The sequence below is a fragment of the Desulforhopalus glucosivorans genome (genome assembly GCF_054397165.1).
This window is the reverse complement of record NZ_AP044854.1, coordinates 2,879,294-2,900,201: the sequence shown is the minus strand read 5'-3', so window position 1 is coordinate 2,900,201 and position 20,908 is coordinate 2,879,294. Positions and strand designations below refer to the sequence as shown.

Genomic DNA, 20,908 nt, shown 5'->3' with positions numbered 1-20,908 from the left:
ACCTGCGGTTGAGCTGCCAAAATTGGTCCGGCGGATCTGTCGGACGCACTTGAAGGGTTGGAGTTTGAACGGGATGCTAATCTTTTGGTCGGTATAGAGACCTCTGATGATGCTGCTGTGTATAAGGTTTCAGATGAGATAGCCATGATCAATACGGTGGATTTTATTACTCCCCCTGTAGACGATCCATACTGGTTTGGACAGATATCGGCAGCGAATTCTATCTCCGATGTCTACTCCATGGGTGGAAAACCTCTCACGGCTCTTAATGTGGTAATGTTCCCGGCGGGACATCTTGATATGGGGATTTTAAAAGAGATTCTGCGCGGTGGCAACGATAAGGTTGTTGAGGCTGGTGCTAATCTTGTGGGGGGCCATACCGTTGATGATAATGAACCGAAATACGGTTTATGTGTAAATGGGGTGGTTCATCCTGATCGTATTATTACCAATGCCGGAGCGAGGCCTGGTGATGGATTGGTACTCACTAAACCTCTTGGTTCCGGCGTGCTGTTTAATGCAACCAGGGCAAAAAAGTTTCCCCTTGCTGAACTGGAAAGAGATGTACTGCCGCTCATTGCATCCCTTAACGGTGTGGCCATGGATAAGGCGTTGAATTATGACCTCCATGCCTGTACCGATGTCACAGGCTTTGGTTTGCTTGGGCATCTGTTAGAGGTGGCTGGTGGCAGCGGGGTGCATGCGATTCTGAGCTATGGTAACCTGCCGTTTTATTCTGGAGCTCTTGAGATGTATAAAAAAGGTCAGACCACAGGAAGTAACAAGGCGAACAGGGATCTTGTCTCTAGATTTTCAGTTGAGCTCTGTAGGGGGCTCAATTCTTCTGAAGAAGAGCTCTTGTATGATCCTCAGACTTCCGGAGGGTTATTGCTGTCGCTTCCAATTGAGCAGGCTGAATCCCTGGTTGCGGACCTGCGAGTTGCCGGAATACAGGATGTGGCACTTATAGGAGAAGTTGTTGACGGTCCTGTGGGAGTAACGATCCAGTAACACAAGCTATATAGACACAGGTCACTGTTATTTATGGTGTCTTGTGTCAAACGTTAGCGCTGTTAGCGCTTTACGGTTTAGTCACGACAGAATATGCCTTATCTTCTTTTAGGATATGATCCACAATCCAGTTACGAAGGAGTTTGATGAGCGAGGAGGTAAAAACCATATTACCACTTAGTATATCCTGTTGAAGTGTCTTGACCTTACTTGAGAAGTTTTTATGACTTTGACAATGCTTTTCAAGCAGGGCATAGTTCAACTCCTCCAGGTATTCTTCTTCAAAGCTAAAGTGGTAATCGATATATTCAACAAGGCTGTTGAGTGTTTGTTGTCGTTTTTCTGTAGACTCTTCTATGGTTCCATGGAGGAGTGTTTCGTGGAGTTCATTGTAGAGGTCGATCAGTTTCTTGTGTTGTCTGTCAATCTCTTTATGATGAACGCTAAAGGAATCATTCCAGTCAATTCGTCCCATTATCTTTCCCTTCTGAGATTATTCTTTTTTATACCGTCAAGAATAGTATATCAGCTGACCAGATAAGGTAAAGAAAGGCAGGTGAATATTTTCACCCGTGCTCTTTTTCCAGCGCTGAAAGAGACTGATTTATCGAGTTATGGATGGTGATAAATGTGTTAAATCCCGAAATTTCAAAAACCTCCAGGACGTGATCCTGCATAGCGCAGGCCATAAAGTGAAATGGTTGATCCTTAAAGGCTTTAGCAGTGTTGAGGATAATCCGCAAACCTGCACTGGAAATATATTCAAGGTCGTTGAAGTCAAAGACCAGATGGCGTGCTGGAGCGGTGATAAAAGATTTCAGCTCATCTTCAAAGTGAGGGGCAGTATTTGAGTCCAGTCGGCCTGAAAGGCTAAATATTGTGGCACCGTTTTCGTTTTTAATGGTTGTTTTCATTTACTTGCCGCAGAATTTTTTGACTCTGCGCTCCCCATGTATGTTTTTGTAAAAGAGAAAATATTTTTATCGTTTTTTCTTTGATAACTGCAGCAGTCACTGAATTTACGCACAAAGAGGATACCGAGTCCTCCGCACTTCCTTTCTCCAATGGGCTGGGAAATGTTGGCCATCTTTCCCTTGGTTGGGTCAAAAGGTGGTCCCCCATCTGAGAGCTGGACCTTGAAGTGGCTGTCTGTTTTTTCCATACGAATTTCAATGGGGCATTTAGCACATCCGCCACCGTGTTCAATAATATTTGTTATCAGCTCATCAAGGATCAAATTAAGCTGAAGAAGGTCTTTTTTGTCGATCTGCCAGCTGTTACTGATCATATCAAGCTGTTCAGACAGGATTGTAAGCCCTTCCGCATCTTTTAGAATCTGAAATATATGAATCATTTTACAATATGGTCGCTCCCGTCTGATTAAGGCAACACACTTCGGCCTTTGTCAGATTTTTTCGTTCCCACTGGTACACTTCACGGAGTAGTGCTTTGAGGGACACAGCAGTGGCCTCTGGGAACTGTTCCTGAATTTTATTAAAATGTTCGCGGCTAATCGTGAGGACAGTTGTATCGCTGTCGGCCTTGAGTAAAAAGAGCGAAGGCATTACCCCTAAAAGTGAAAATGTACCGAGGAGATCTCCCTGGTTGAAGTGTTGAATAACTTCCTCCTGATTCTGGTTTGTTTTCATCATTTTCAGCTCTCCAGACAATATAAGATATGCCCTGCCATAATCGTCTCCTTCTTCAAACAGAGTGTCATCTCTACTAAAGTGTTGACGTTCTGCCACAAAAGCAAGCAGTTTTATGGCCTTTAATGGTAAGGCTGAAAAAAAAGCAAGATCCTGAAGGAGTTCCAGGTTTTCCTGCATTTCAGATATCTGATTACTGTCGTCCATAGATGAGCTCATACAGTGCTCCTTTTTGGTCTATGAGGTCTTGATAGGTACCAAACTCAATGAGTTTGCCCGCTTTCGTGACCGCTATTTTGTCAAAATCATTTATAATGTCGAGTCGGTGTACAACAGCAATGACCGTACGTTTGCCCTTCCAACGCGAGGTCATTAATCGCTGGATTCTTGTTTGTGATTTATTATCAAGAGCCGAGGTGGCTTCATCCATAAGGATGATTTTTGGCTGTTTTAAAAGAACTCGTGCAATGGCAAGCTTTTGACGTTGGCCACCGGAAAGTTTATCTCCCATATTGCCCACATGGAAATCCATTCCGATTTTAGCGACGTTCTCAAGAAAATCCTCTTCAATAAGCAGGTGTGTAATGGATTGGTTTATGAGATCTTGAGCTCCGGGGAGGCCAGGACGAATTTTGCCGAAAAATATATTATTTAGTATCGATTGATTGAGCAGGTAGCTTGTGTTGTCATAAAAATGAAAGAGGCCCGGGGCAATTTTCTCACACCACTCAGGAAACCGTCTTCTTGCTTCAAGAATTCCTGTCTGCATTTCTGACGAAAGACTGGTCATACTGTGTTTGCCTGGAGTAAAACCAAGTGCGATTGTGAGAAGAAGTGTTCGATCTTTTTGGGATAGTTGCTCTACAGTTTTTTCTTTAAGTTGTATGAGTAATTTTTCGCAATTTTCAAGCTCATCTGCAGGAACAGGACTCTTTTCTAAAAAGATATCCATACTGTTTAAACCGGAAAAGAGGTCGACGGCTTCTCTGGCGAGTATCATTCCGAGATTGAAGAGCGGGGGAAGAAGTTTTTCCTGCTCTAAAAATTTAAGAAAATTTTTATTCTCAGGTAATAAGTGGGGGCCAAACTTAGGGTTGGTACTTGAACCGAAAATTATGTTTTCCCCAACACTGGAGTTGTGGTGGTATGTGTCCCGATCGTAAAATTCAACAAATTTTCTTAACCTGTCTCCAAAATTTTCCTGTAGGCTTCTTCTGATACGAATAATAATTTCCATGGATTTGGTGTCAGATGGATCGATAATCGTCTCCAGACCAAATCGCATAACGTCGACAAAGAGTCCAACCTGTTGGAGGACAAGGATCATTCTGTCAAGATCTATGTCTTCAATGTGTTCAGCATCATTAATGCCGGCCACTGCTCTTTTTGAGTAGAGCAGGTTATCCTGTATGGTGCTGGTAAAAATGAATGGACTTTGAGAGACATAGCCCATGTCCTGGATTACTTCATGTTTTGTCAGTGTGGATAGCTCATTACCATCAATCTGAATTGATCCCCCGCTATAGGAGTACATCTTACCTATGCACTGAATCAGGGTACTTTTGCCGCTCCCTGAAAACCCAACAACAGCCAGGTGTTCACCGGCATCCAAAGAAAAACTCATACCATTGAGCAGGCGGTGCCCATCGGATGTCTGGTAGTAGAGGTCTTTGACCTCGATAGCACCATGTATCGTGGGCTTTTCTCTCTCTTTTTTAAGGAGTGGGAATTCAGGTGCATCGTCGAAATAGCCCATGGTTCGTTTGTAGCGAACAGAGGCATCCTGATATGTTTGATAAAAATCTATGAGCTCTTTCCAGGGATCGAACAGTTTTTCCTGGGCTGAGAGAAAGGCCACCATTGCTCCGAGTTCGAGCTGGCCGTTCATAACCAGATAACCACCAAAAATAAAAACAATAAAGGGGCCCAAGCCAACAAAGTAGTTGTTGGCTGTTTTTATACCAAAACGAAACAACGACCAGCGAATACGGACCTTTTTTAACCGGTCGGCCAGGCGACCAAATTTCCTGTTTTCTTCTGCAAAGCCTCCATGGACCTGAACTTCATGAACTCCGGAAATAGATTCAGCAATTTGGCTGGAGGTTGAACGGGAGAGGTCCACACGTTTTTTGTTGGCCTTATTGGCGCGTCTTTGCAGGATGGGGATAACGAAGACAACAATAGGGTAAATAAGAAGGGTGGCAGCGGCAAGTTTAGTATTAAGCCAAAGAAGATAGCCAGCAAAGGCGAGTAGGGTAAGAATGTTCGTGAGCGGTACAGCAAAGGCCATTCCTGTGAAGGTGCCGGCGGTACTTAGCTCAGTCATCAGTGAAGCAACCACCATGCCGGGCTGGGTGGTTCTGAAAAACCCCAGGGGCAGGGTAAGGATATGCTCATATAGCTCCTTACGCATAAGGTTCATTGATCTTTCACCAATGAGGGCCTGTAGATAGTTGATGGCAAGTTTAAGGAGTCCTGCAGCTGTTATCGCAACGATATAGATACCGCTGTAAATGAGCAGGCCATCAAAGTTTTTAAGGGCAATTGAGTCGTTGATTATCCTCTTTTGCATTTCCAGCGGGATTACCCGTGCAAATACGATCAGTATAATCACCAGCAGCAGGATGAGCTGCAGTTTGAAGTTGCCAGAAAAAACCCAATGGAAAAGAGATTTCTCGGTTACTCGAGATGGTTTTGTTTTGTCTTTCATGGTTAATGTTAACGGATTTTTGCTATAACCGCAGTTATGTCATCATCTGAACGTTTGTCACCTGCAAAGGTGGTAATTTCTCTGTTAAGCTGCGCAAGAATCTCTTTTGCTGTGCTTGATACATGCTGTCGAATAAGGTGCTGAATGCGATTTTTGTCAAAACGCTCACCATTCATATTTTCAAGCTCTGTAAGTCCATCACTGCCGATAAGAATAAGATGTTCACCCTCAGGAAGCTCAACGCTATTTTCTTCATACTCAGTTTCGGCTTCAATTCCAAGCACCATACCATTGCCCCGCAGTTCTGTAAAAACGTCCTGCTCTAAATTGTAAAGCATGGCGGGCTCATGTCCAGCACGCACCCAATGTAATGTTCGATTACTGTTTTCAAGTGAGAGCAGAAACAGGGTGGAAAAGTTTCCAGAATGTGCTGTGTCACGGCAGAGCAAACGGTTTATTCTGTTTGCACAGGATGAAAGATCTGAGGCATGTTCTATTTCACTTCGTAAAAGTGCTCGGGTCGTTGCCATAAGTAGGGCAGCGCCCACACCATGACCTACAACATCACCTACCATGAGAAAAAGCTTGCCTCCGCTACAGGGCAAAATATCAAAAAAATCTCCCCCGGTTTCATCACAAGGTAAAGAAAAACCGAAGGCCTCAAATTGTTGATTAATAAATTCAGATTGAGGCAGAAGACTTTGTTGTATTTCCCCTGCTAGCATGAGTGATTTTTGAACCTGTATTCCTTGTTGTAATTGTTTGCTCATACTGTTGAAGCTCTGTACCAGGTGGCCTACTTCATCATTTCTGTCGCTGTGTAAAGGCTTGTCAAAATGCCCATTAGCGAGATGGTCGGCAGCTGTAGACAGTTCTTGAGTCGTACGAATGATACGTCCTGCCATGAGGTTTAGAAGGAAAAGTATTACGGCGGTAACAATCAGTGATGACAGGAGGTACGCAAGGCGAAAGGTTTGTAATGGCTTAAGAATGATGGCTGAGTCGTTGACGACCACCATGGTATATGGCGCTTCTTTGAGTTTATGGTACCCATAAATAATCTCAGTGTTTTGGCTGTCGTCAGCAGACATTGAGCCAATTGGGCGTTCTTTTATGAGTTGCTGCAGTCTTGCCTTATTTTTAACAGACATCTGAAGTGTGGGAGAACTGCTGTTTTCCGTAATGGTTTCATCAGAATCTACCGAGCGAAGTATATTACCTTCAGTATCCAACATAAATGTCTGCACACCATTCCACCATGGGGATTTTGGTATGTGGCCAACGAGGTCGTAAAAAGAAATCGATAGTGTTGCACTGTAGCCGTCCTGATGTTTGTTGCCTGGTGTTGTTGTGTGGAGGAGTACTGTCTTGTCCTCAAATAATGGATCGTAGAAAACTTCAGGGGGGGAGCTATTGTTTGCTGGGGTGATGGGTGATAACGGGTGTGGGGCCGTCTGGCGGAGTTCTATAACTCCATCTAAGGATTGTACGGTATCGCTTAAAAATGTTCGGACCTCTAATTCGTCAGCCAGGGCAAGCTCCGCCATTAATTTTTTTGGTAATCGAAGTTGGGACTCTATGTAGTGCGCTGTTCTCTGGAGTTGGCTTATTCCGGTCTGTCTCATCTGTTGCAGTAGCATTGACTTGATATAGTTAAAACCGATGACCTCAATGCTGATAAGCAGAACAAATACAGGAGCAAGTATATAGAGTGCTGCGCGTTGTCGAAGGCTATTGGGTTTACCAAACATGAATATTTAACTCCGTATAAGTCCAGCGAGAATTGGTATGGCTACAACACCTCGTCAAGGTATCTCATCTTGTCTCTGTATACAATAGTTGATATCTCTTGTGTTTATCAGGGTATTTTCTAAGGTGTGGGATAAGTGGAAAATATTTTTAGAGAGCCGCTTGCAAAAGTGTCTTTTCGCCCAATCTTTTCGTTGTGTTCAAAATTTTATCCTCGGAATATTAAAGATATGCCTGTGGTAAAATTTTTCACATGCCTCAGTCTTGAACGAAAATCCTATTTTTGCAAAAGGCTCGAATAAACAACATAATATTTCCATCATGTCTGTGCGTTTTGTGCGGATATCTGGACGGGGCGGGTTTGGCCACTGAAAATATATTATGTGGAAACAAATCGTTATGATACTCCTAAAAGATCTGATTATAGGCGCATATATAGACTTGCAATGGTCATTTGATGCTATTGACAAAAATCATGGTATCAGATAAAACGTAGCAGTTACGTGTAATTGAACAAATACCCGTTTGGGCAAAGATAGCTGTTTTTACTATATATATAGAATGTCTTCTCTTCTATATGCTGTTTTTTTCGAGTTGAATAGTTGTGAATCAGGGTTCCTTGAGATGGTTGTAGTAGTTTATAGAAAAGAGTGTCAGAGGGCGCTGTAATCTCACCTGACTTGACCCCAATGACGGTTTTTTAGAAACATCTGTGTGGAGTTTTTAAGTCCCTGTTGCAACTCATGTTAAAAATATTATTTAAAAAATAATTTTTAATGAGTGTCCTGTAGTTGTGGGCAACTTGTGCCAGCGGTGGTTTAAGTAACCGTAGCTTAGTATGTTGTGCATTGTTAAAAGAGTAATGGAGCTTGTTCTGCCCATTGTTACGTCTGTTGGTGGGAGAATATATTCAACGCGGTCCTGAATCGGTGTTACTTCCAGGGTGTAGAGTTAATCAAGAGGTTGAAGAATGAAAATTGATGATCTAGAAAAGATGGAAAGTGAAGATGTCAGTAGTCTGTCATCAGCTGAGAGAAGAGATTTCTTAAAGCTGGGGTTCGCTGTAACCGGTATGTATCTTGGGGGCAGTGTACTTTCTCTTGTTTCTGCTAAAAATGCCCATGCTTCTGGCGGAGTGGTGCCTGAGCCAGGTAAGTATCCATATAGTCCCCATTATAGTATGGTCCTGAGGGAAAAGCTGTGTATTGATTGTGAACGTTGTAAGGATGCCTGCGTTAAAACCAATAATGTTCCAGCCTACGGTTTTAGAACCACAATTCTTGAGAAGAGACGTTCTCTGGGAGGGGAAAAGTTCGAGACTACATTTATGCCGGTGCTCTGTAATCACTGTAACAGACCTCCATGTGTGCGTGTATGTCCAACAACAGCCACCTGGAAAGATGAGAAAACCGGAATTGTTGTTATGAACTATGATCGGTGTATAGGTTGTAAAACCTGTATGACGGCCTGTCCCTATAATGCACGTTATTTCAAGGAAGAAAATAGAGCAGTAGACAAATGCGACTTCTGCTATGAGGCCAAACTCTCTAAGGGTGAAACTACCACTGCATGTGTTGAAGCCTGTCCTGCTAACGTCAGGGTTTTTGGAAACATTGCAGATCCTGAAAGTGAGATTTACCAGTTAGTACATTCTCCGGAGACCATGGTGTGGGTACTGCGCCCTGAAACTGGAGCTGTGCCAAATGTATTCTATATAAATTCGTAGAGTGGAAAGCTAATGAATTCCTTGTTGGGTAAGGAGTTACTGTGATACGTAGGAGAACAAAATGAAGAATTTTCAGATATTGACCGTTTTCGCTGTACTATTGCTTTCTGTCGCTATGTTGTATGCAAGTGGTACTGAAGCAGTAGAGGAATATGATGAGGATACATACGGACCTGAAGCACCTATCATATGGACCAAGCCTGTAAAGTCTGTGGTTTTTGAGCATAAGGTACACACAATGGGTGCTGAACTTGATTGTGACTCATGCCATGATGACTTGTTTGAAATGGAGGCTGGAGTTGCTGAAGAGAACGAAGATTTTACCATGCAAACCCTGTATGACGGAGGCTATTGTGGTGCTTGTCATGATGGTTCCACTTCTTTTGCTTCAGATACGCGTTGTACAGCCTGTCATATAGGTGTGCGGGGTCAAGCGCGTCTACTCGGCCATGATGGATCAGAAAAGGCACATTGATCCATTACCTCTCTTGAATCGACGCTGTCATTGTATCCCCCTCAACAAAGGGCACCTTCGGGTGCCCTTTGTTAATTGAGTCCCTTATCCTGAAAGCCTGTCATAAAAAACAGGAAGCGTAGACTCTGAGAAACTGAGTTGAGCTACATTCATTGTTTCGATTAAGTCACAAGGTACGTATCCCGTTTATCGGGTTAGGTTGTAAGCAGTAAAATCCTCCCCCTGTTTTCCAGTTATTTTTCTTCTTGGGGCGTAAAATACGCCTTCTCCTCTCTGCTCTTCTTTAAGTGTATGAAAATGCATCGTAAAATTTAATTCTTCCCTTCCTGTTTAACGATAGTTCGGAGACTTCTCTGGAACTCATCTTTCTTGAAAATCAAAATAGACTCATAAAATTAACCACTTAGAGGTCATCCCTGTAGGACGCACAATACGCCTGTCTAAAATTACAGGTAAGGCGCGAAATACGCCTGGCCGGGGAGGTTTGTTGGTGCAAAAAAATACTGAATTGAGTTGTGTGTTTTCTATAAAACAAGTGAATACACTACCTTAACAGGTATTGCGTTGTTTGTGACAGGAGCATTCTGCCGTGGCATGGGGCTTGCTATTTAATAAATAACTAAAGGAGTACACGTTCTATAAAAAATGGAGGTAGCCATGGCTATAACATTATCTAAACAAGCAATGAACACTCACAGTAAGCCTATATCAGTAAATCCTGGTGATATGGTGGAAAGGGTTTTAGGAGTCATCTGGTTTTTGGTCTCATTCCTTCTCTTTATCATATTGGGACCATTCAGTGCCCCAATCGCCATGATTGCGTTGTTGCAGCTTGGTTGTGAAGATCGGGAGCTGCAGAGTCCTGAATCTATCATGCAAAATTAATTTCGGATAATAAGACTGTACTAGAGGAGATATACTATGCAAGGCAATGTAACACTTTCAGGAGCACCAGCGGTCAGACTACCACAAAACAAACTTATGTGGCTGAGTATTCTTATGATCTGTATAGGACTTGGTGGGGCAATTTATGCACAGTGGATTGGACATCACCATGCATTTGCCAATACAAGGGAAATGCCTTGGGGGATGTTGATAGGCGTATATGCATATTTTGCTATAATTTCAACAGGGTTATGTGTGTTGGCTGCTTTTAGTCATGCCTTTGGTGGTAATCAGATGGCACCTCTTGCTAACCGAATGGTCTGGTTATCCATTATTTGTTTACTAGGCGCCTTTATGGTTATCGGTCTAGAGATTGAGAACCCTTGGCGTATGCCATTAGGAGTGATCATGCACCCCAATATTACATCAAATATCTGGTGGATGGGTACTCTTTATGGTCTTGCTGTGGCAGTAATGTTTGTTGAGATGTATCTGATATTTACTAAACGATACTCCCTTGCTGTAATGCTCGGTGTTGCTGGTGCCTTAACTGAGGCCTTTGCCAATAGCAATCTCGGGTCGGTATTTGCTTCATTGAATTCCAAACCTTTTTGGTATGGTTCTCAGCTGCCTGTGTTTTTTCTTGCTTGTGCAGTTTTGTCGGGAGCTGCTGCAATCGTCCTCTTTACCCATTACTCCCATGTTTTACATGGAAGGAAGATGACGGAAGATACCTTTAAGGGCTTGCAGACTGCCGGAAAAATAATGGTTTTGATGACTTTTTTGGTGATACTCGCTACAGGTTGGAAATTTGCCAATGCATATTGCGGGACTGATGAAACAATAATGGCGGCAAATGCTCTAATAACCGGACCTTTATCCACATCTTTCTGGTTGTTTGAAATCACCATTGGTCTACTACTCCCCTGTCTTATTTTGGTGGGAAGCAGGCTCTCGTCAATTCATGCCATGTCGGCTGCAGCACTCATGATTCTTGTGGGGCAGTTCTTCTCAAGATATAACCTGGTGGTATCCGGACAGATTGTTCCAGCCGATTATGGTCTTGTCGGGGTTCCACAGCATCTTTCATATATGCCAACAACAGCAGAGTACCTCCTGGTTGTCGCTGGGATGGGTGTTGTCGGGCTCGGATTTATCATAGGAGAACGTTTTTTAGATAGCACCTTTAATGCACCAGAGTCCCACTAATTCTGCAGATAACTCACGAGTACAGAATTGAATAGAGACCGATTCGTAGCAGATAGATTTGATTCTACGAAAGTGAATGGGTAGGAGCCGGTAAAATGAAAGAAAACAAAGCATTATTGACCATCGGAATGGCTGCTGAAATGCTGGAAGTTCACCCAAGAACGTTACGTAATTATGAAGACGCAGGCTTGATCAGTCCCATGCGAAAGGGGAAGTGGAGATATTACACTCTGCGAGATATTCAATGGATAGAATGTTTACGGGAAATGGTTCATAACCAAGGTGTAAGTATTAACGCTGTTAAGAAGTTACTGCAATTTACTCCATGCTGGAATATCGTTGATTGTCCTTTTGAAAAGCGAAAGCGTTGCTCTGCATTTTTTTCGAGCACCCTTGTTCCTAAGAAAGTCAGGCGTATTGCACCTTCTCCCTTGCATGAAGATATAGCCGCCTGATTCATTTCGTGTAGTATTCTTATTGCCTCCCTAACATTTTAGGCGGTGATTGCTAAGAACATGCAATCACCGCCTTTTTTCTTGTTTCAATCCGTGTGAACGACGTTTTTGTGCATAGATTCAAAAAGGTCGTTTACGTGCTCTCCATATTTGTGGTATATAACCTTTGTTTGGGGCGCATAATGCGCCATTACACAAAAAGACGCAAAATGCGTATTTTCTGTATAAAAAATTTTATGGAGTGTTTTTGCGCGTTGTTCATCCTAAATGGTGTATAAAAACAAATGTTTATGTGTTTTATGCGTGGCTTGGGTTAGATCTGTTTGCCGTTAGTCGTGATGTTTGAAAGTTGCATTAACTTGACAATTACAATTGATAGGTATAACGGTAGTTATGATGTTTGGTTTTTCTCTGACATCAAATAAAAACAGATTGGAACAGCGGAGGCACCATGGAAACTATATATTTTCTCATTATCTGGATTGGTAGTGCACTTATGCACACCTTTTTTGATCTTAAAATAAAGCCGTACCTGATGAACAATCAAAACAAGTCAGATGAATGGCCATATGTTTAACCATATGGTCTTTAATAGATAACAACTATTTCAAGAGGTGTACTATGAACAATGTTTTAGCAGGGATTCTGCCCGCCGAAGGAGGACTTGAGGCAACAGAATCGGGAAAATATAATGTAGCAATAGGACTACTGGGTTTGTTGACTCTGGTTGGTATTGGTGCCGGCGTACATTCGATTTATGTAGGCCATGAACACACTTTTGGTGTAAGTCGCGGGGTACCGTGGGGCGTTTTAATTGCAGCCTATGTTTTTTTTGTTGTAACATCCACCGGGCTGTGCATTGTTTCATCGGTAGGTCACGTTTTCGGTTTTGAAAATTTTAACCCAATCGCAAAACGCGCAGTTTTCATGTCAATTGCGACCATCGTTGCTGGTTTTCTGGTTATTGCCTTTGAAATTGAAAACTCCTGGCGAATGCCTGTTGGCAACGTCGTTGGAGCAAACCTCACATCAAATATCTGGTGGATGGGTACCTTGTATGGGGCGTATCTCTTTTTCATGATGATTGAATTTGTCATGCTCCAGAGAAACCAGCATAAGGTTGCAACCAGTTTTGGCCTTGCTGGCCTGCTTACCGGTGTTGTTGCTCACTCAAATCTTGGTGCAGTTTTCGGATTACTGAATGGTCGTGAGTTCTGGCATGGTCCGTATATGCCGATTTACTTTATTACTTCTGCTGCGATGTCCGGCTGTGTTGCTATTATCTTCTTCACCTACCTCGCCTATAAGGCAAATGGCTGGAAGATGAGTGATAAGATGAAGAGATCCATGGAAAGTGTTGCCAAGATGGGCGCGCTGATGATGGCTATCATTATTTTCTTTACCGCCTGGAAAATGATTACTGGTGTAACAGGAAAACCTCCTGGAAAATATGAGGCTATGCAGGCTCTTTTGACCGGCCCCTATGCCACGAATTTTTGGGGAGGAGAAGTCTTGCTTGGTATGGTGATTCCTTTTGTTATCATCCTTGCCGTTAAAGGCCGTAACATGAATGCGCTTTTTGTTGCAGCTGTGTCCGGTATGATAGGAATCTATTTCATGAGATATGACCTTGTAATCGTAGGACAGCTGGTTCCTTCCTATCATGGTATGGGGCTTGTAGATTATCCTGAACTTCTTACCTATGTTCCTAGTCTTCACGAGAACCTTGTTGTTATAGGTGGCGTTGCGATGTGCGGGATGTGCTTTCTTATCGGTGAACGTCTTTTTAGAGGACATGTTTCAGAAGATCATTAATCCTCGAAAGGGATTAAGGTCAAATGTTTCTCACTTGTCTCCTGTCTCTATAGAATGTGATAGGGGCAGCAAGTTAACGTTTCTGGAGATCGACCATATGGTGAGAAAGAAACCAGCCGCAGAACCTATAAAAAAGAGTGTACCGATCTACCCAATAAGTGTTGCGGCTAAGTTGCTCGATATTCATCCTCGAACCTTGAGAATTTATGAGGATGCTGGACTCTTAAAGCCTGAAAGGAAGGGAAATCGAAGACTCTATTCAGCAAACGATATAACGTGGGTTGGTTGTTTAAGAAAGATGATTCATTCAGACGGTATTTCAATCCCGGGCATTCAGAAATTACTTCGATATGCTACCTGTTATGAAATCTCTGACTGTCCCGAAAAGATCAATTGTAATTGTGATGCGGTCGTGGATAGGGCTATCCCTAAGAGTTTACGAATAGCAGGCGATGCTGTTGCCGAAAAAAGAGCAAAGCAATTAGACACAGCCTTACGTAAGGAGCAGCAGGGCGCAGAAGAGCAACAACCAGGTGATCGTAAAGTACGTTGATTTTTTAAGTAGTTGTTTATCTACAAAGGCCCGTTTCTCTTTGAGAAGCGGGCCTTTTGTTATTAATCGAAGGTAGGGTTACAATCTTGCTCATTTTCATCTGTGCTAATCGTGCCATTTTTGTGCATGAATTTGGCGAGATAGAGAAATGGGGTATCAATAGCTGCTACGATCCACTTAAGCAGGTAGGTGGTGATCAGAATCTGAAGAAATTCATTTTGCGGGAGAAGACCCCAGAAGGCGATAAAGGTGAAAAGTACAGAGTCGATGAGTTGGCTTACCATGGTACTTGCGTTATTGCGTAACCAGAGGAATGTATCCTGGGGAAACATATTTTTCCAAAAATTATAAGCCCATACATCATGGAGCTGGGAGGCTCCATATGCAATGAGGGAGGCAAGAGCAATCCGTGGGAGTATGGCAAAGATGTTTTTTAGACTCTCCTGGATAAAATCGAACTCATTTGGCTTGAAGTTTAGGGCAATATTCATGATAATTACAGTGGCAGCTAATGAAAAGAAGCCAATGAAAACAGCTTTTCTTGCTGCTTTTTTGCCATAGTTTTCAGATAAAATATCTGTGACTAAAAATGATGATGCATAGGTGATATTTCCAAGTGTCACACCAATGGAGAGTAGATCAACCATTTTTAATACCTGAATGTTTGCAAGTATTGTAGATATGGGAATCCAGATGTACAGGCCGGTTTTACCAAAAAATCTATATGATAAAATGATGGCAGTAAAGTTGGCAAGTAGAAGAACAAGCCAGAGGGATTCGTTGGAAAGTTGTGATAGTGCAAGCGTTATGTCCGTCATAGTTGCCTCGATAAAAAAACTAAAATTGCAAACGCACAATTTTGAAAAATAGATTTGTGGTTATAAAAGAGGGAACAACAATAGAGAGCACGGCTGAGTCTTACTGGGAACCTAAAATGCAGGAAACTCGGTTTTGATAAGGCGGGTAGCCGTGACCGCCATCGGGTTCACCCCGAAAAACAGCTGGCATAGATAGCAGACCTTCTCGATTGGAGCAAGTAAAGATACTTCTCAGATGAAAAAAAATGCATTAGGGTATGACATGAGTTAGACAATATATCATCCACCACGTTAGACCAAAAATATTATTGAACCCCATTTGTAAACATAATCCATGAAAAATAACGCATACTTACCAGTAAAACAGAAGCAGGTATCAACCCTGGTATTCGAACAACTCAGAGATAGCATCTATCGTGGCCAGCTAAAACCCGGAGAACAACTGCTCCCTGAGCGCGATTTGGCGGAGACCATGCAAGTGAGTCGAACATCGGTGAGAAATGCGATCACTCAGCTTATCACCATGGGCTATCTGGAAACCAGGCAAGGTAAAGGCACCTTTGTTGTGGATAGAGATGTTTCAGATTCTAATAATCCCTTTGCCGCAATAATATCCCCTGGAAAATCGACTGTTGATGAACTTCTGGAGTTTAGGATTGGCCTTGGCTTACATGGTTCTACTCTAGCCGCAGAACGTGCGACTGAGGCTGATATTATTTTCCTGGAAGAAACACTGTCCAGAAATGAAAATGAGGTTTTGTCAGCAGAAGCTGAAACTGAGGCTGATATTGCTTTTCATATGGGCATTGCCTATGCGACGCACAATTCAGTCTATATAGACCTGACAAAACGTTTTTACGAATATATGTTCTACCGTATTAAAGAGATGCACTCGTTCTTATATGAAGTTCAGGTAAATTTAGAAGAAGTAGAGCGTGGGCATTTTGTTATTTTAGAGGGAATTAAAACCCATAATCCTGAGCTCGCCAGAAAAGGTATGCAGGATCATATACAGTTTCTGCGGGATTTATTATATAAGGCTTCTAAAGACTGATTACTCTTGATTGTGTAACGAAAAAAGCCCCTGAAAACAGTTAACTGTTTTCAGGGGCTTTACTCATTTGTGGCAGCGTCTTGTGACAGGATCTTTTAATGCTTGAAGTATAACATTTTAAATTCTTCTGCAGCTGCGCGTAATTTCTCTACGTTAGCAAGATCGGTGGTCTGTTTGCATTTCATACTATAAATCAGCATTGTATGCAGAGCAGTTATTTTTTTATCGTAATCCGCTGCATCAAGTTTAATTCTCTGGGTCATGAAATACTGGGTAACGATCTCTTGAAGAAGATTAGCATGCTTTTCTTTATTCGTAACCCAACGTACGAGTTGGTTGGTGTTCTTTCCATCGTCAAGTTCTACAATTTTTTTCATTGATTTTTCGATGGTTCCGGCATGCTCGAGAATCAGATTAATTCTGAGCTCATCATCATAAATTCCACAGGGAATTTCGCAATGGGCTTGAGCACTTGAGATAAAGAGGCTAAAGGAAAACAATAGTGCTGCCAGGGAAAGTGCAAATTTCTTCATACGTACCTCGCTGTTTGGAAAATGAATGGAAAACCTGGACCGTTATATGAGCATTCAGGTTGATAGGAATCAGTTCTGAATATAGTGAGGATTAGTTGTTAGTCAATAATGATTATCGTTTTTTGATTGAAGTATAGATGTTGCAACAACCACATGTGGAGCCGTTTACAACCATTCTTCTTGCGTCTGACAGGTAATAGGTCGTTAAGAGGTTACTTTTATGAGTACGAGAGTAATGTCGTCTTCCTGTTTCTTACCAGCTGAGAAATCAGTTAGTGTTGCCAATAGCTCGGACTGAATTTCCTTGGCAGATTTATGTGCAAGTTGCATGAGACAATCTTTTATCCGATCTTTTCCAAAAAACTCCCCTGCTGTATTAGTAGCTTCGCTTATACCATCGGTTCCTATCAGAATGATATCACCGACTGTCAGGTTATCAGTTATGTTTTCCTGATAGTGGTAGCTGCTGTCAACGCCTAGAACAAGGCCGCCACCTTGGAGTTCAGAAAAGCTCTGACGTGCACTGTGATAAACGAGAGGTGGCTCGTGGCCGGCACGGACCCAGGTGAGTGTCTTGTTGTCCGGGTTAATTTCAATGAAGAACATAGTGGTAAAGCGACCGGATTTTGCACAGTCGTTGGATATGTGAAAATTGACCTCATTGAGGAGTTCTGCAGGGCTTTGATACCTCTTGATGGCAGATGTCATAAATGCCCGCACCGATGTCATGAGCATTGCTGCACCTACACCATGGCCAATAGCATCGGCTACGACAATACCAATTGAGGTATTGGGCAAAAGAAAATAGTCGTAATAATCTCCACCAGTTTGGTCGCAGTAGACAGAGGTGCCGCTAATATCAAAACCTTTGAGGTAGGGGCTGGCATCGGGCAGCAGGTTTTGCTGAACCTCTTCTGCCAGTTTGAGGGAATTGATAAGTTTAAAGCGATCCCGTAAGCCGTCTATCATGTGGTTGGTGTGTCCGGCGATAAAACCAAATTCGTCCCGGGTGGCAATAGGGACCTTGGAGGAGAGGTCGCCATTACTCACCTTTTCCAGGATCTCAGTTTCATTGGTAAAGAGTAATTTAAGATTTCTTGAGTAGGAAACTATGAGGTTTACAATTATCAAGATCAGTATCAGCATGATAAAAAAGATCTCAGCGATAACAGACATTGTCGCATCATGAACAGCGGAACTATTTTGAACGTTTTCAGCAAGCCACTCTATGTCACGTAAAAATACCAAAATAATAACAATGGCAACAAACACGGACGCACTTACTGCAACCAGAGTAAACTTTTGAGTCACGGAAAAGAAGGTTTTTGGCACCTTGGCAACAGTCTGCTCCTCCATGGCACGTAAAATAATCTTCCGTTCCTGGGACAGAGCTGAGTCAAGGCCAATAAAGAGGCCGGCAATCACACAGCCGATCATTGGGGATAGCAGAAATGTGGGAGGCAGGTCGTAAACAAAAAAATTGTAGCTGTTGAGTAGAATACCCGCAAAGATACAGATTGAAAAATCGAGATTAAAGGCCCGTTGAGGTTGTCGGAGTATATCCACCCCCAATACCATCTTTTTATAGATAAGCGGACGAGCAAGCAGTGGGATCAGGAAACTGAAAAATATGATTGTCCCCAGTAACACGGGGGACATGGCCTCTAAAAATGGTCAGACCTGACCACCATAGTAGGTAAGAGCCACGATTGAGAAGGTGTAGTTCAGAAATATTCTCATTAAACCATCTACTATAAAGAATTGAATTTTTGTAATCAGTATGAGCAGACTACGCTATGACGGTGTGCATTTTTGTCAAGCACGTGCCAACATCACCATAGTAATAGAATTGTATAGCATATTCTACTTTGGCGCATCCATTGGGTTGGATATTTTATAGCGGCTTATTTTCCTCCTGAGAGTATCTTTTCCAATGCCGAGCTCCCTGCAGGTGAGCATTTTCTTCCATTTATTTCTTGTAAGTGAAAGTTCAATGGCCTTCTTCTCGATCTCTTCAAGGGAGAGCCCCTCATACACAGAGAGCAGTGGCGATTGAAGGCTATCCTTCTTTTTGATAAACGTTTCCGGGAGGTGTGCCGATTGAATAAAGCCACCGGGACAGAGTATAAATCCATATTCGATGATATTTTCAAGTTCTCTGATATTCCCTGGATAGTCATATTTCATCAGGAGCGATTTTACCTCTTCACTGATACCGACAATGTCTTTTTGTTGTTCTGCCCTGAATTTTTCAACAAAATGATCAACGAGCAGTGGAACATCTTCTATTCTCTCCCGTAGTGGGGGCAATACTATATTGACAACATTGAGCCTGTAAAAGAGATCATCTCTGAATTCACCTCGCCCAACTTGCTCAAGCAGGTCTTTGTTGGTGGCAGCAATAATTCGTACATCAGCTTTAACGGGGACGTTGGAGCCAAGAGGTTCGTATACCTTCTGCTGCAGTACCCGTAGGAGTTTTACTTGCAGGGACTGTGGAATGTCGCCAATTTCATCAAGGAAAATTGTTCCGCCTTCAGCTGCTGCAAAACGGCCTTCCCTATCTTTTCTGGCATCAGTAAAGGCTCCGGCCTTATAACCAAAGAGTTCAGATTCAAGCAGTGTATCCGGGAGGGCACCGCAGTTCACGATGATGAATGGTTTGTCCTTCCTGGCTGAAGCGTGGAAAATAGCACTTGCTACCAGTTCCTTACCTGTACCGCTTTCTCCTAAGATCAGAACATTACTCTCACTTTTAGAGATTTCAGGCATGATCTGAAACATCCTCTGCATATTTGGACTCTTGCTGATGATCTGGGCAAAGGTGTATTTTTGGGTAAGCTGCTGCCTGAGGTGCATCTCAACACTTAAATCACGAAAGGTTTCTACTCCGCCGAGTACATTGCCGTCCTGATCGACAAGGGGAGAGGCGCTGATACTGACAGAGACATTTTTTCCTTTTCTGTTTTTGATGGTAATGGATCTACCCGAAACAGGCAGACCAGTATAGAGTGCTTCGGCGATGGCGCAATTTTTTCCACATATGGAAGAGCAGAAGACGTCACTACAAAATTGGCCGATAGCAGCGTCTCTATTCCATCCGGTGATAAGTTCTGCTGAGAGGTTGAAAGAGGTTATCCGCCAGTCTCTATCCACAGTGAACACACCATCAGCTACAGAATCGAGGATGAGGGCTTTTTGCAGTCGGTTTGTATTGTTACGAAAGGACTGAACGCCTCCGATTGCCTTGCCATTATGCCCTAGAAACGGGGCGGCACTGATGGAAACCGGAATGGAAAAGCCGTCCTTGCCAATGATAAACAGCTCCTGGTCAAGGATGTGCTTCTGTTCTTTCATGCAGGTTGAAAGTGGGCAAGAATCAAAATTTGTACTCCCAAGAAGCACCTGGGAGCAGACCTTGCCAAGCACCTCTTTTTCGGTGAAGCCGGTTATGGTTTCAGCAGCCTTATTGAACGAGGTAATATTTCCCTCGGGGGAGACGGTAAATACTCCATCAGCCACAGAGTTGAAGATAAGTTCGTATTGGAGAGTTTCTGTGATATCAGTGAAGGACTCGACTCCTCCAATGACATTATCATACATATCAAGAAGTGGAGAGGCGCTGAGACTTACGGGGATAGATCTGCCTTTCTTTGACTCAATAAAGGCAGTACGTCCGGATATTGTTGTTTTGGAATGGATGCAATCTGAAATGGCACAGTCAGAGTTACAGATATTGGCCTTAAAGATCTCCTTACAGGAAGTACCGAGGACCTCTTCTTCAGTATAGCCTGTTATTCTTTCTGCTGCGGCATTGAAGCTTGTGATGTGCCAGTTTTGATCAACGGTAAAGACGCCTTCAGCAATACTGTTAAGCGCGAGTCTGCTGGCTGCGAGGGGTTCCGTAAGGTCAGCAAAACCGATAATTGCCCCTGTAATCCCACCCTTTTTTCCTGGAATTGTAATAATACGCAAACGAACCGCATTCTTTTCGCCACTGATAGGGTTACCAAGGGTCAGTTCAACATTTTGACTGGTTTTCTGCTTTGAGAGTGGTCTCAGGTGTTCGAGGATATGAGTAAATCTTGGGTCTTCTGCAAAGAGTTCACGGCAATGCTGGCCGATCATCTTATCTTTGTTTTTATCCAGGATAAGAGAAGCCTTCTGGTTACAGGCTGTGACAATCCAGTCTTCATCTACGGTCACATAGCCACTGGCTAAGTGTTCAGAATCAAGATTTTTTTCTGAGGTCACGCCCTTCTCCTG

Annotated in this window: 19 protein-coding genes and 1 pseudogene; 10 read left to right on the top strand and 10 right to left on the bottom strand. The window is 42.9% G+C overall.

Going from position 1 to position 20,908, the window contains the following annotated elements; all coding sequences use genetic code 11:
* Positions 1-21: 21 nt before the first annotated feature.
* Positions 22-1,011, top strand: coding sequence for a selenide, water dikinase SelD (gene selD / locus ACX6CI_RS12580; protein WP_458778466.1), 990 nt, complete (start codon positions 22-24; stop codon positions 1,009-1,011).
* Between the two features lie 70 nt (positions 1,012-1,081).
* On the opposite strand, the gene ACX6CI_RS12575 is transcribed toward selD, so the two are convergent.
* From ACX6CI_RS12575 to ACX6CI_RS12550, 6 genes are all read right to left on the bottom strand, one after another.
* Positions 1,082-1,486: a bacteriohemerythrin gene (locus ACX6CI_RS12575; protein WP_458773997.1), complete on the bottom strand. Its 405-nt coding sequence runs from the start codon at positions 1,484-1,486 to the stop codon at positions 1,082-1,084.
* Positions 1,487-1,577: 91 nt separating this feature from the next.
* Positions 1,578-1,925 (bottom strand): STAS domain-containing protein, encoded by a 348-nt coding sequence (locus tag ACX6CI_RS12570; RefSeq protein ID WP_458773996.1) that lies wholly within the window; start codon positions 1,923-1,925, stop codon positions 1,578-1,580.
* On the bottom strand, positions 1,922-2,365 hold the full coding sequence (locus ACX6CI_RS12565; protein ID WP_458773995.1) for an ATP-binding protein: 444 nt from the start codon (positions 2,363-2,365) through the stop codon (positions 1,922-1,924). The genes ACX6CI_RS12570 and ACX6CI_RS12565 overlap by 4 nt, the downstream gene beginning before the upstream one ends.
* A gap of 1 nt (position 2,366) precedes the next feature.
* The gene (locus ACX6CI_RS12560) at positions 2,367-2,879 is read right to left on the bottom strand and encodes a Crp/Fnr family transcriptional regulator (protein ID WP_458773994.1); all 513 of its coding nucleotides are present in this window, start codon (positions 2,877-2,879) and stop codon (positions 2,367-2,369) included.
* Positions 2,854-5,370 carry an ABC transporter ATP-binding protein/permease gene (locus ACX6CI_RS12555; protein ID WP_458773993.1) on the bottom strand — a complete coding sequence of 839 codons (2,517 nt, stop codon included), beginning with the start codon at positions 5,368-5,370 and terminating at the stop codon, positions 2,854-2,856. Before ACX6CI_RS12555 ends, ACX6CI_RS12560 begins: the two co-directional genes overlap by 26 nt.
* Positions 5,371-5,378: 8 nt before the next feature.
* Entirely contained in the window at positions 5,379-7,121 is a 1,743-nt protein-coding gene (locus ACX6CI_RS12550) for a SpoIIE family protein phosphatase (protein ID WP_458773992.1), read from the bottom strand.
* 968 nt (positions 7,122-8,089) lie between these two features.
* Here ACX6CI_RS12550 and ACX6CI_RS12545 point away from each other — a divergent pair.
* From ACX6CI_RS12545 to ACX6CI_RS12510, 8 genes are all read left to right on the top strand, one after another.
* Positions 8,090-8,845 (top strand): 4Fe-4S dicluster domain-containing protein, encoded by a 756-nt coding sequence (locus ACX6CI_RS12545; protein ID WP_458773991.1) that lies wholly within the window; start codon positions 8,090-8,092, stop codon positions 8,843-8,845.
* A 61-nt stretch (positions 8,846-8,906) separates the two neighbouring features.
* On the top strand, positions 8,907-9,320 hold the full coding sequence (locus tag ACX6CI_RS12540; protein WP_458773990.1) for a c(7)-type cytochrome triheme domain-containing protein: 414 nt from the start codon (positions 8,907-8,909) through the stop codon (positions 9,318-9,320).
* Between the two features lie 657 nt (positions 9,321-9,977).
* The gene (locus tag ACX6CI_RS12535; RefSeq protein WP_458773989.1) at positions 9,978-10,205 is read left to right on the top strand and encodes a hypothetical protein; all 228 of its coding nucleotides are present in this window, start codon (positions 9,978-9,980) and stop codon (positions 10,203-10,205) included.
* Positions 10,206-10,241: 36 nt separating this feature from the next.
* Positions 10,242-11,414: an NrfD/PsrC family molybdoenzyme membrane anchor subunit gene (gene nrfD / locus ACX6CI_RS12530; protein ID WP_458773988.1), complete on the top strand. Its 1,173-nt coding sequence runs from the start codon at positions 10,242-10,244 to the stop codon at positions 11,412-11,414.
* Positions 11,415-11,509: 95 nt separating this feature from the next.
* Positions 11,510-11,869 carry a MerR family transcriptional regulator gene (locus ACX6CI_RS12525; protein ID WP_458773987.1) on the top strand — a complete coding sequence of 120 codons (360 nt, stop codon included), beginning with the start codon at positions 11,510-11,512 and terminating at the stop codon, positions 11,867-11,869.
* Between the two features lie 451 nt (positions 11,870-12,320).
* On the top strand, positions 12,321-12,446 hold the full coding sequence (locus ACX6CI_RS12520) for a hypothetical protein (protein WP_458773986.1): 126 nt from the start codon (positions 12,321-12,323) through the stop codon (positions 12,444-12,446).
* A gap of 44 nt (positions 12,447-12,490) precedes the next feature.
* Positions 12,491-13,684: an NrfD/PsrC family molybdoenzyme membrane anchor subunit gene (gene nrfD, locus ACX6CI_RS12515; protein WP_458773985.1), complete on the top strand. Its 1,194-nt coding sequence runs from the start codon at positions 12,491-12,493 to the stop codon at positions 13,682-13,684.
* A 97-nt stretch (positions 13,685-13,781) separates the two neighbouring features.
* On the top strand, positions 13,782-14,237 hold the full coding sequence (locus ACX6CI_RS12510; RefSeq protein ID WP_458773984.1) for a MerR family transcriptional regulator: 456 nt from the start codon (positions 13,782-13,784) through the stop codon (positions 14,235-14,237).
* A gap of 62 nt (positions 14,238-14,299) precedes the next feature.
* Here the strand turns inward: ACX6CI_RS12510 and ACX6CI_RS12505 are convergent, their stop codons facing one another.
* On the bottom strand, positions 14,300-15,055 hold the full coding sequence (locus tag ACX6CI_RS12505; protein ID WP_458773983.1) for a queuosine precursor transporter: 756 nt from the start codon (positions 15,053-15,055) through the stop codon (positions 14,300-14,302).
* Positions 15,056-15,389: 334 nt separating this feature from the next.
* Between ACX6CI_RS12505 and ACX6CI_RS12500 the strand changes: the two genes are divergently transcribed.
* Positions 15,390-16,109 carry a FadR/GntR family transcriptional regulator gene (locus ACX6CI_RS12500; protein ID WP_458773982.1) on the top strand — a complete coding sequence of 240 codons (720 nt, stop codon included), beginning with the start codon at positions 15,390-15,392 and terminating at the stop codon, positions 16,107-16,109.
* Positions 16,110-16,204: 95 nt separating this feature from the next.
* Here the strand turns inward: ACX6CI_RS12500 and ACX6CI_RS12495 are convergent, their stop codons facing one another.
* From ACX6CI_RS12495 to ACX6CI_RS12485, 3 genes and pseudogenes are all read right to left on the bottom strand, one after another.
* On the bottom strand, positions 16,205-16,642 hold the full coding sequence (locus ACX6CI_RS12495; protein WP_458773981.1) for a superoxide dismutase [Ni]: 438 nt from the start codon (positions 16,640-16,642) through the stop codon (positions 16,205-16,207).
* Between the two features lie 204 nt (positions 16,643-16,846).
* Positions 16,847-18,304, bottom strand: a pseudogene (locus ACX6CI_RS12490) (SpoIIE family protein phosphatase); the annotation flags it as partial.
* Between the two features lie 201 nt (positions 18,305-18,505).
* A complete protein-coding gene (locus tag ACX6CI_RS12485; protein ID WP_458773980.1) occupies positions 18,506-20,896 on the bottom strand; it encodes a sigma 54-interacting transcriptional regulator in 2,391 nt (796 codons plus the stop codon).
* Positions 20,897-20,908 lie beyond the last annotated feature (12 nt).

Bases quoted from the DNA above. Each gene is read 5' to 3' on its own strand.
- ACX6CI_RS12575 (WP_458773997.1), bottom strand. From the start codon at position 1,486: ATGGGACGAATTGACTGGAATGATTCCTTTAGCGTTCATCATAAAGAG.
- ACX6CI_RS12570 (WP_458773996.1), bottom strand. From the start codon at position 1,925: ATGAAAACAACCATTAAAAACGAAAACGGTGCCACAATATTTAGCCTT.
- ACX6CI_RS12565 (WP_458773995.1), bottom strand. From the start codon at position 2,365: ATGATTCATATATTTCAGATTCTAAAAGATGCGGAAGGGCTTACAATC.
- ACX6CI_RS12560 (WP_458773994.1), bottom strand. From the start codon at position 2,879: ATGAGCTCATCTATGGACGACAGTAATCAGATATCTGAAATGCAGGAA.
- ACX6CI_RS12555 (WP_458773993.1), bottom strand. From the start codon at position 5,370: ATGAAAGACAAAACAAAACCATCTCGAGTAACCGAGAAATCTCTTTTC.
- ACX6CI_RS12550 (WP_458773992.1), bottom strand. From the start codon at position 7,121: ATGTTTGGTAAACCCAATAGCCTTCGACAACGCGCAGCACTCTATATA.
- ACX6CI_RS12545 (WP_458773991.1), top strand. From the start codon at position 8,090: ATGAAAATTGATGATCTAGAAAAGATGGAAAGTGAAGATGTCAGTAGT.
- ACX6CI_RS12540 (WP_458773990.1), top strand. From the start codon at position 8,907: ATGAAGAATTTTCAGATATTGACCGTTTTCGCTGTACTATTGCTTTCT.
- ACX6CI_RS12535 (WP_458773989.1), top strand. From the start codon at position 9,978: ATGGCTATAACATTATCTAAACAAGCAATGAACACTCACAGTAAGCCT.
- nrfD (WP_458773988.1), top strand. From the start codon at position 10,242: ATGCAAGGCAATGTAACACTTTCAGGAGCACCAGCGGTCAGACTACCA.
- ACX6CI_RS12525 (WP_458773987.1), top strand. From the start codon at position 11,510: ATGAAAGAAAACAAAGCATTATTGACCATCGGAATGGCTGCTGAAATG.
- ACX6CI_RS12520 (WP_458773986.1), top strand. From the start codon at position 12,321: ATGGAAACTATATATTTTCTCATTATCTGGATTGGTAGTGCACTTATG.
- nrfD (WP_458773985.1), top strand. From the start codon at position 12,491: ATGAACAATGTTTTAGCAGGGATTCTGCCCGCCGAAGGAGGACTTGAG.
- ACX6CI_RS12510 (WP_458773984.1), top strand. From the start codon at position 13,782: ATGGTGAGAAAGAAACCAGCCGCAGAACCTATAAAAAAGAGTGTACCG.
- ACX6CI_RS12505 (WP_458773983.1), bottom strand. From the start codon at position 15,055: ATGACGGACATAACGCTTGCACTATCACAACTTTCCAACGAATCCCTC.
- ACX6CI_RS12500 (WP_458773982.1), top strand. From the start codon at position 15,390: ATGAAAAATAACGCATACTTACCAGTAAAACAGAAGCAGGTATCAACC.
- ACX6CI_RS12495 (WP_458773981.1), bottom strand. From the start codon at position 16,642: ATGAAGAAATTTGCACTTTCCCTGGCAGCACTATTGTTTTCCTTTAGC.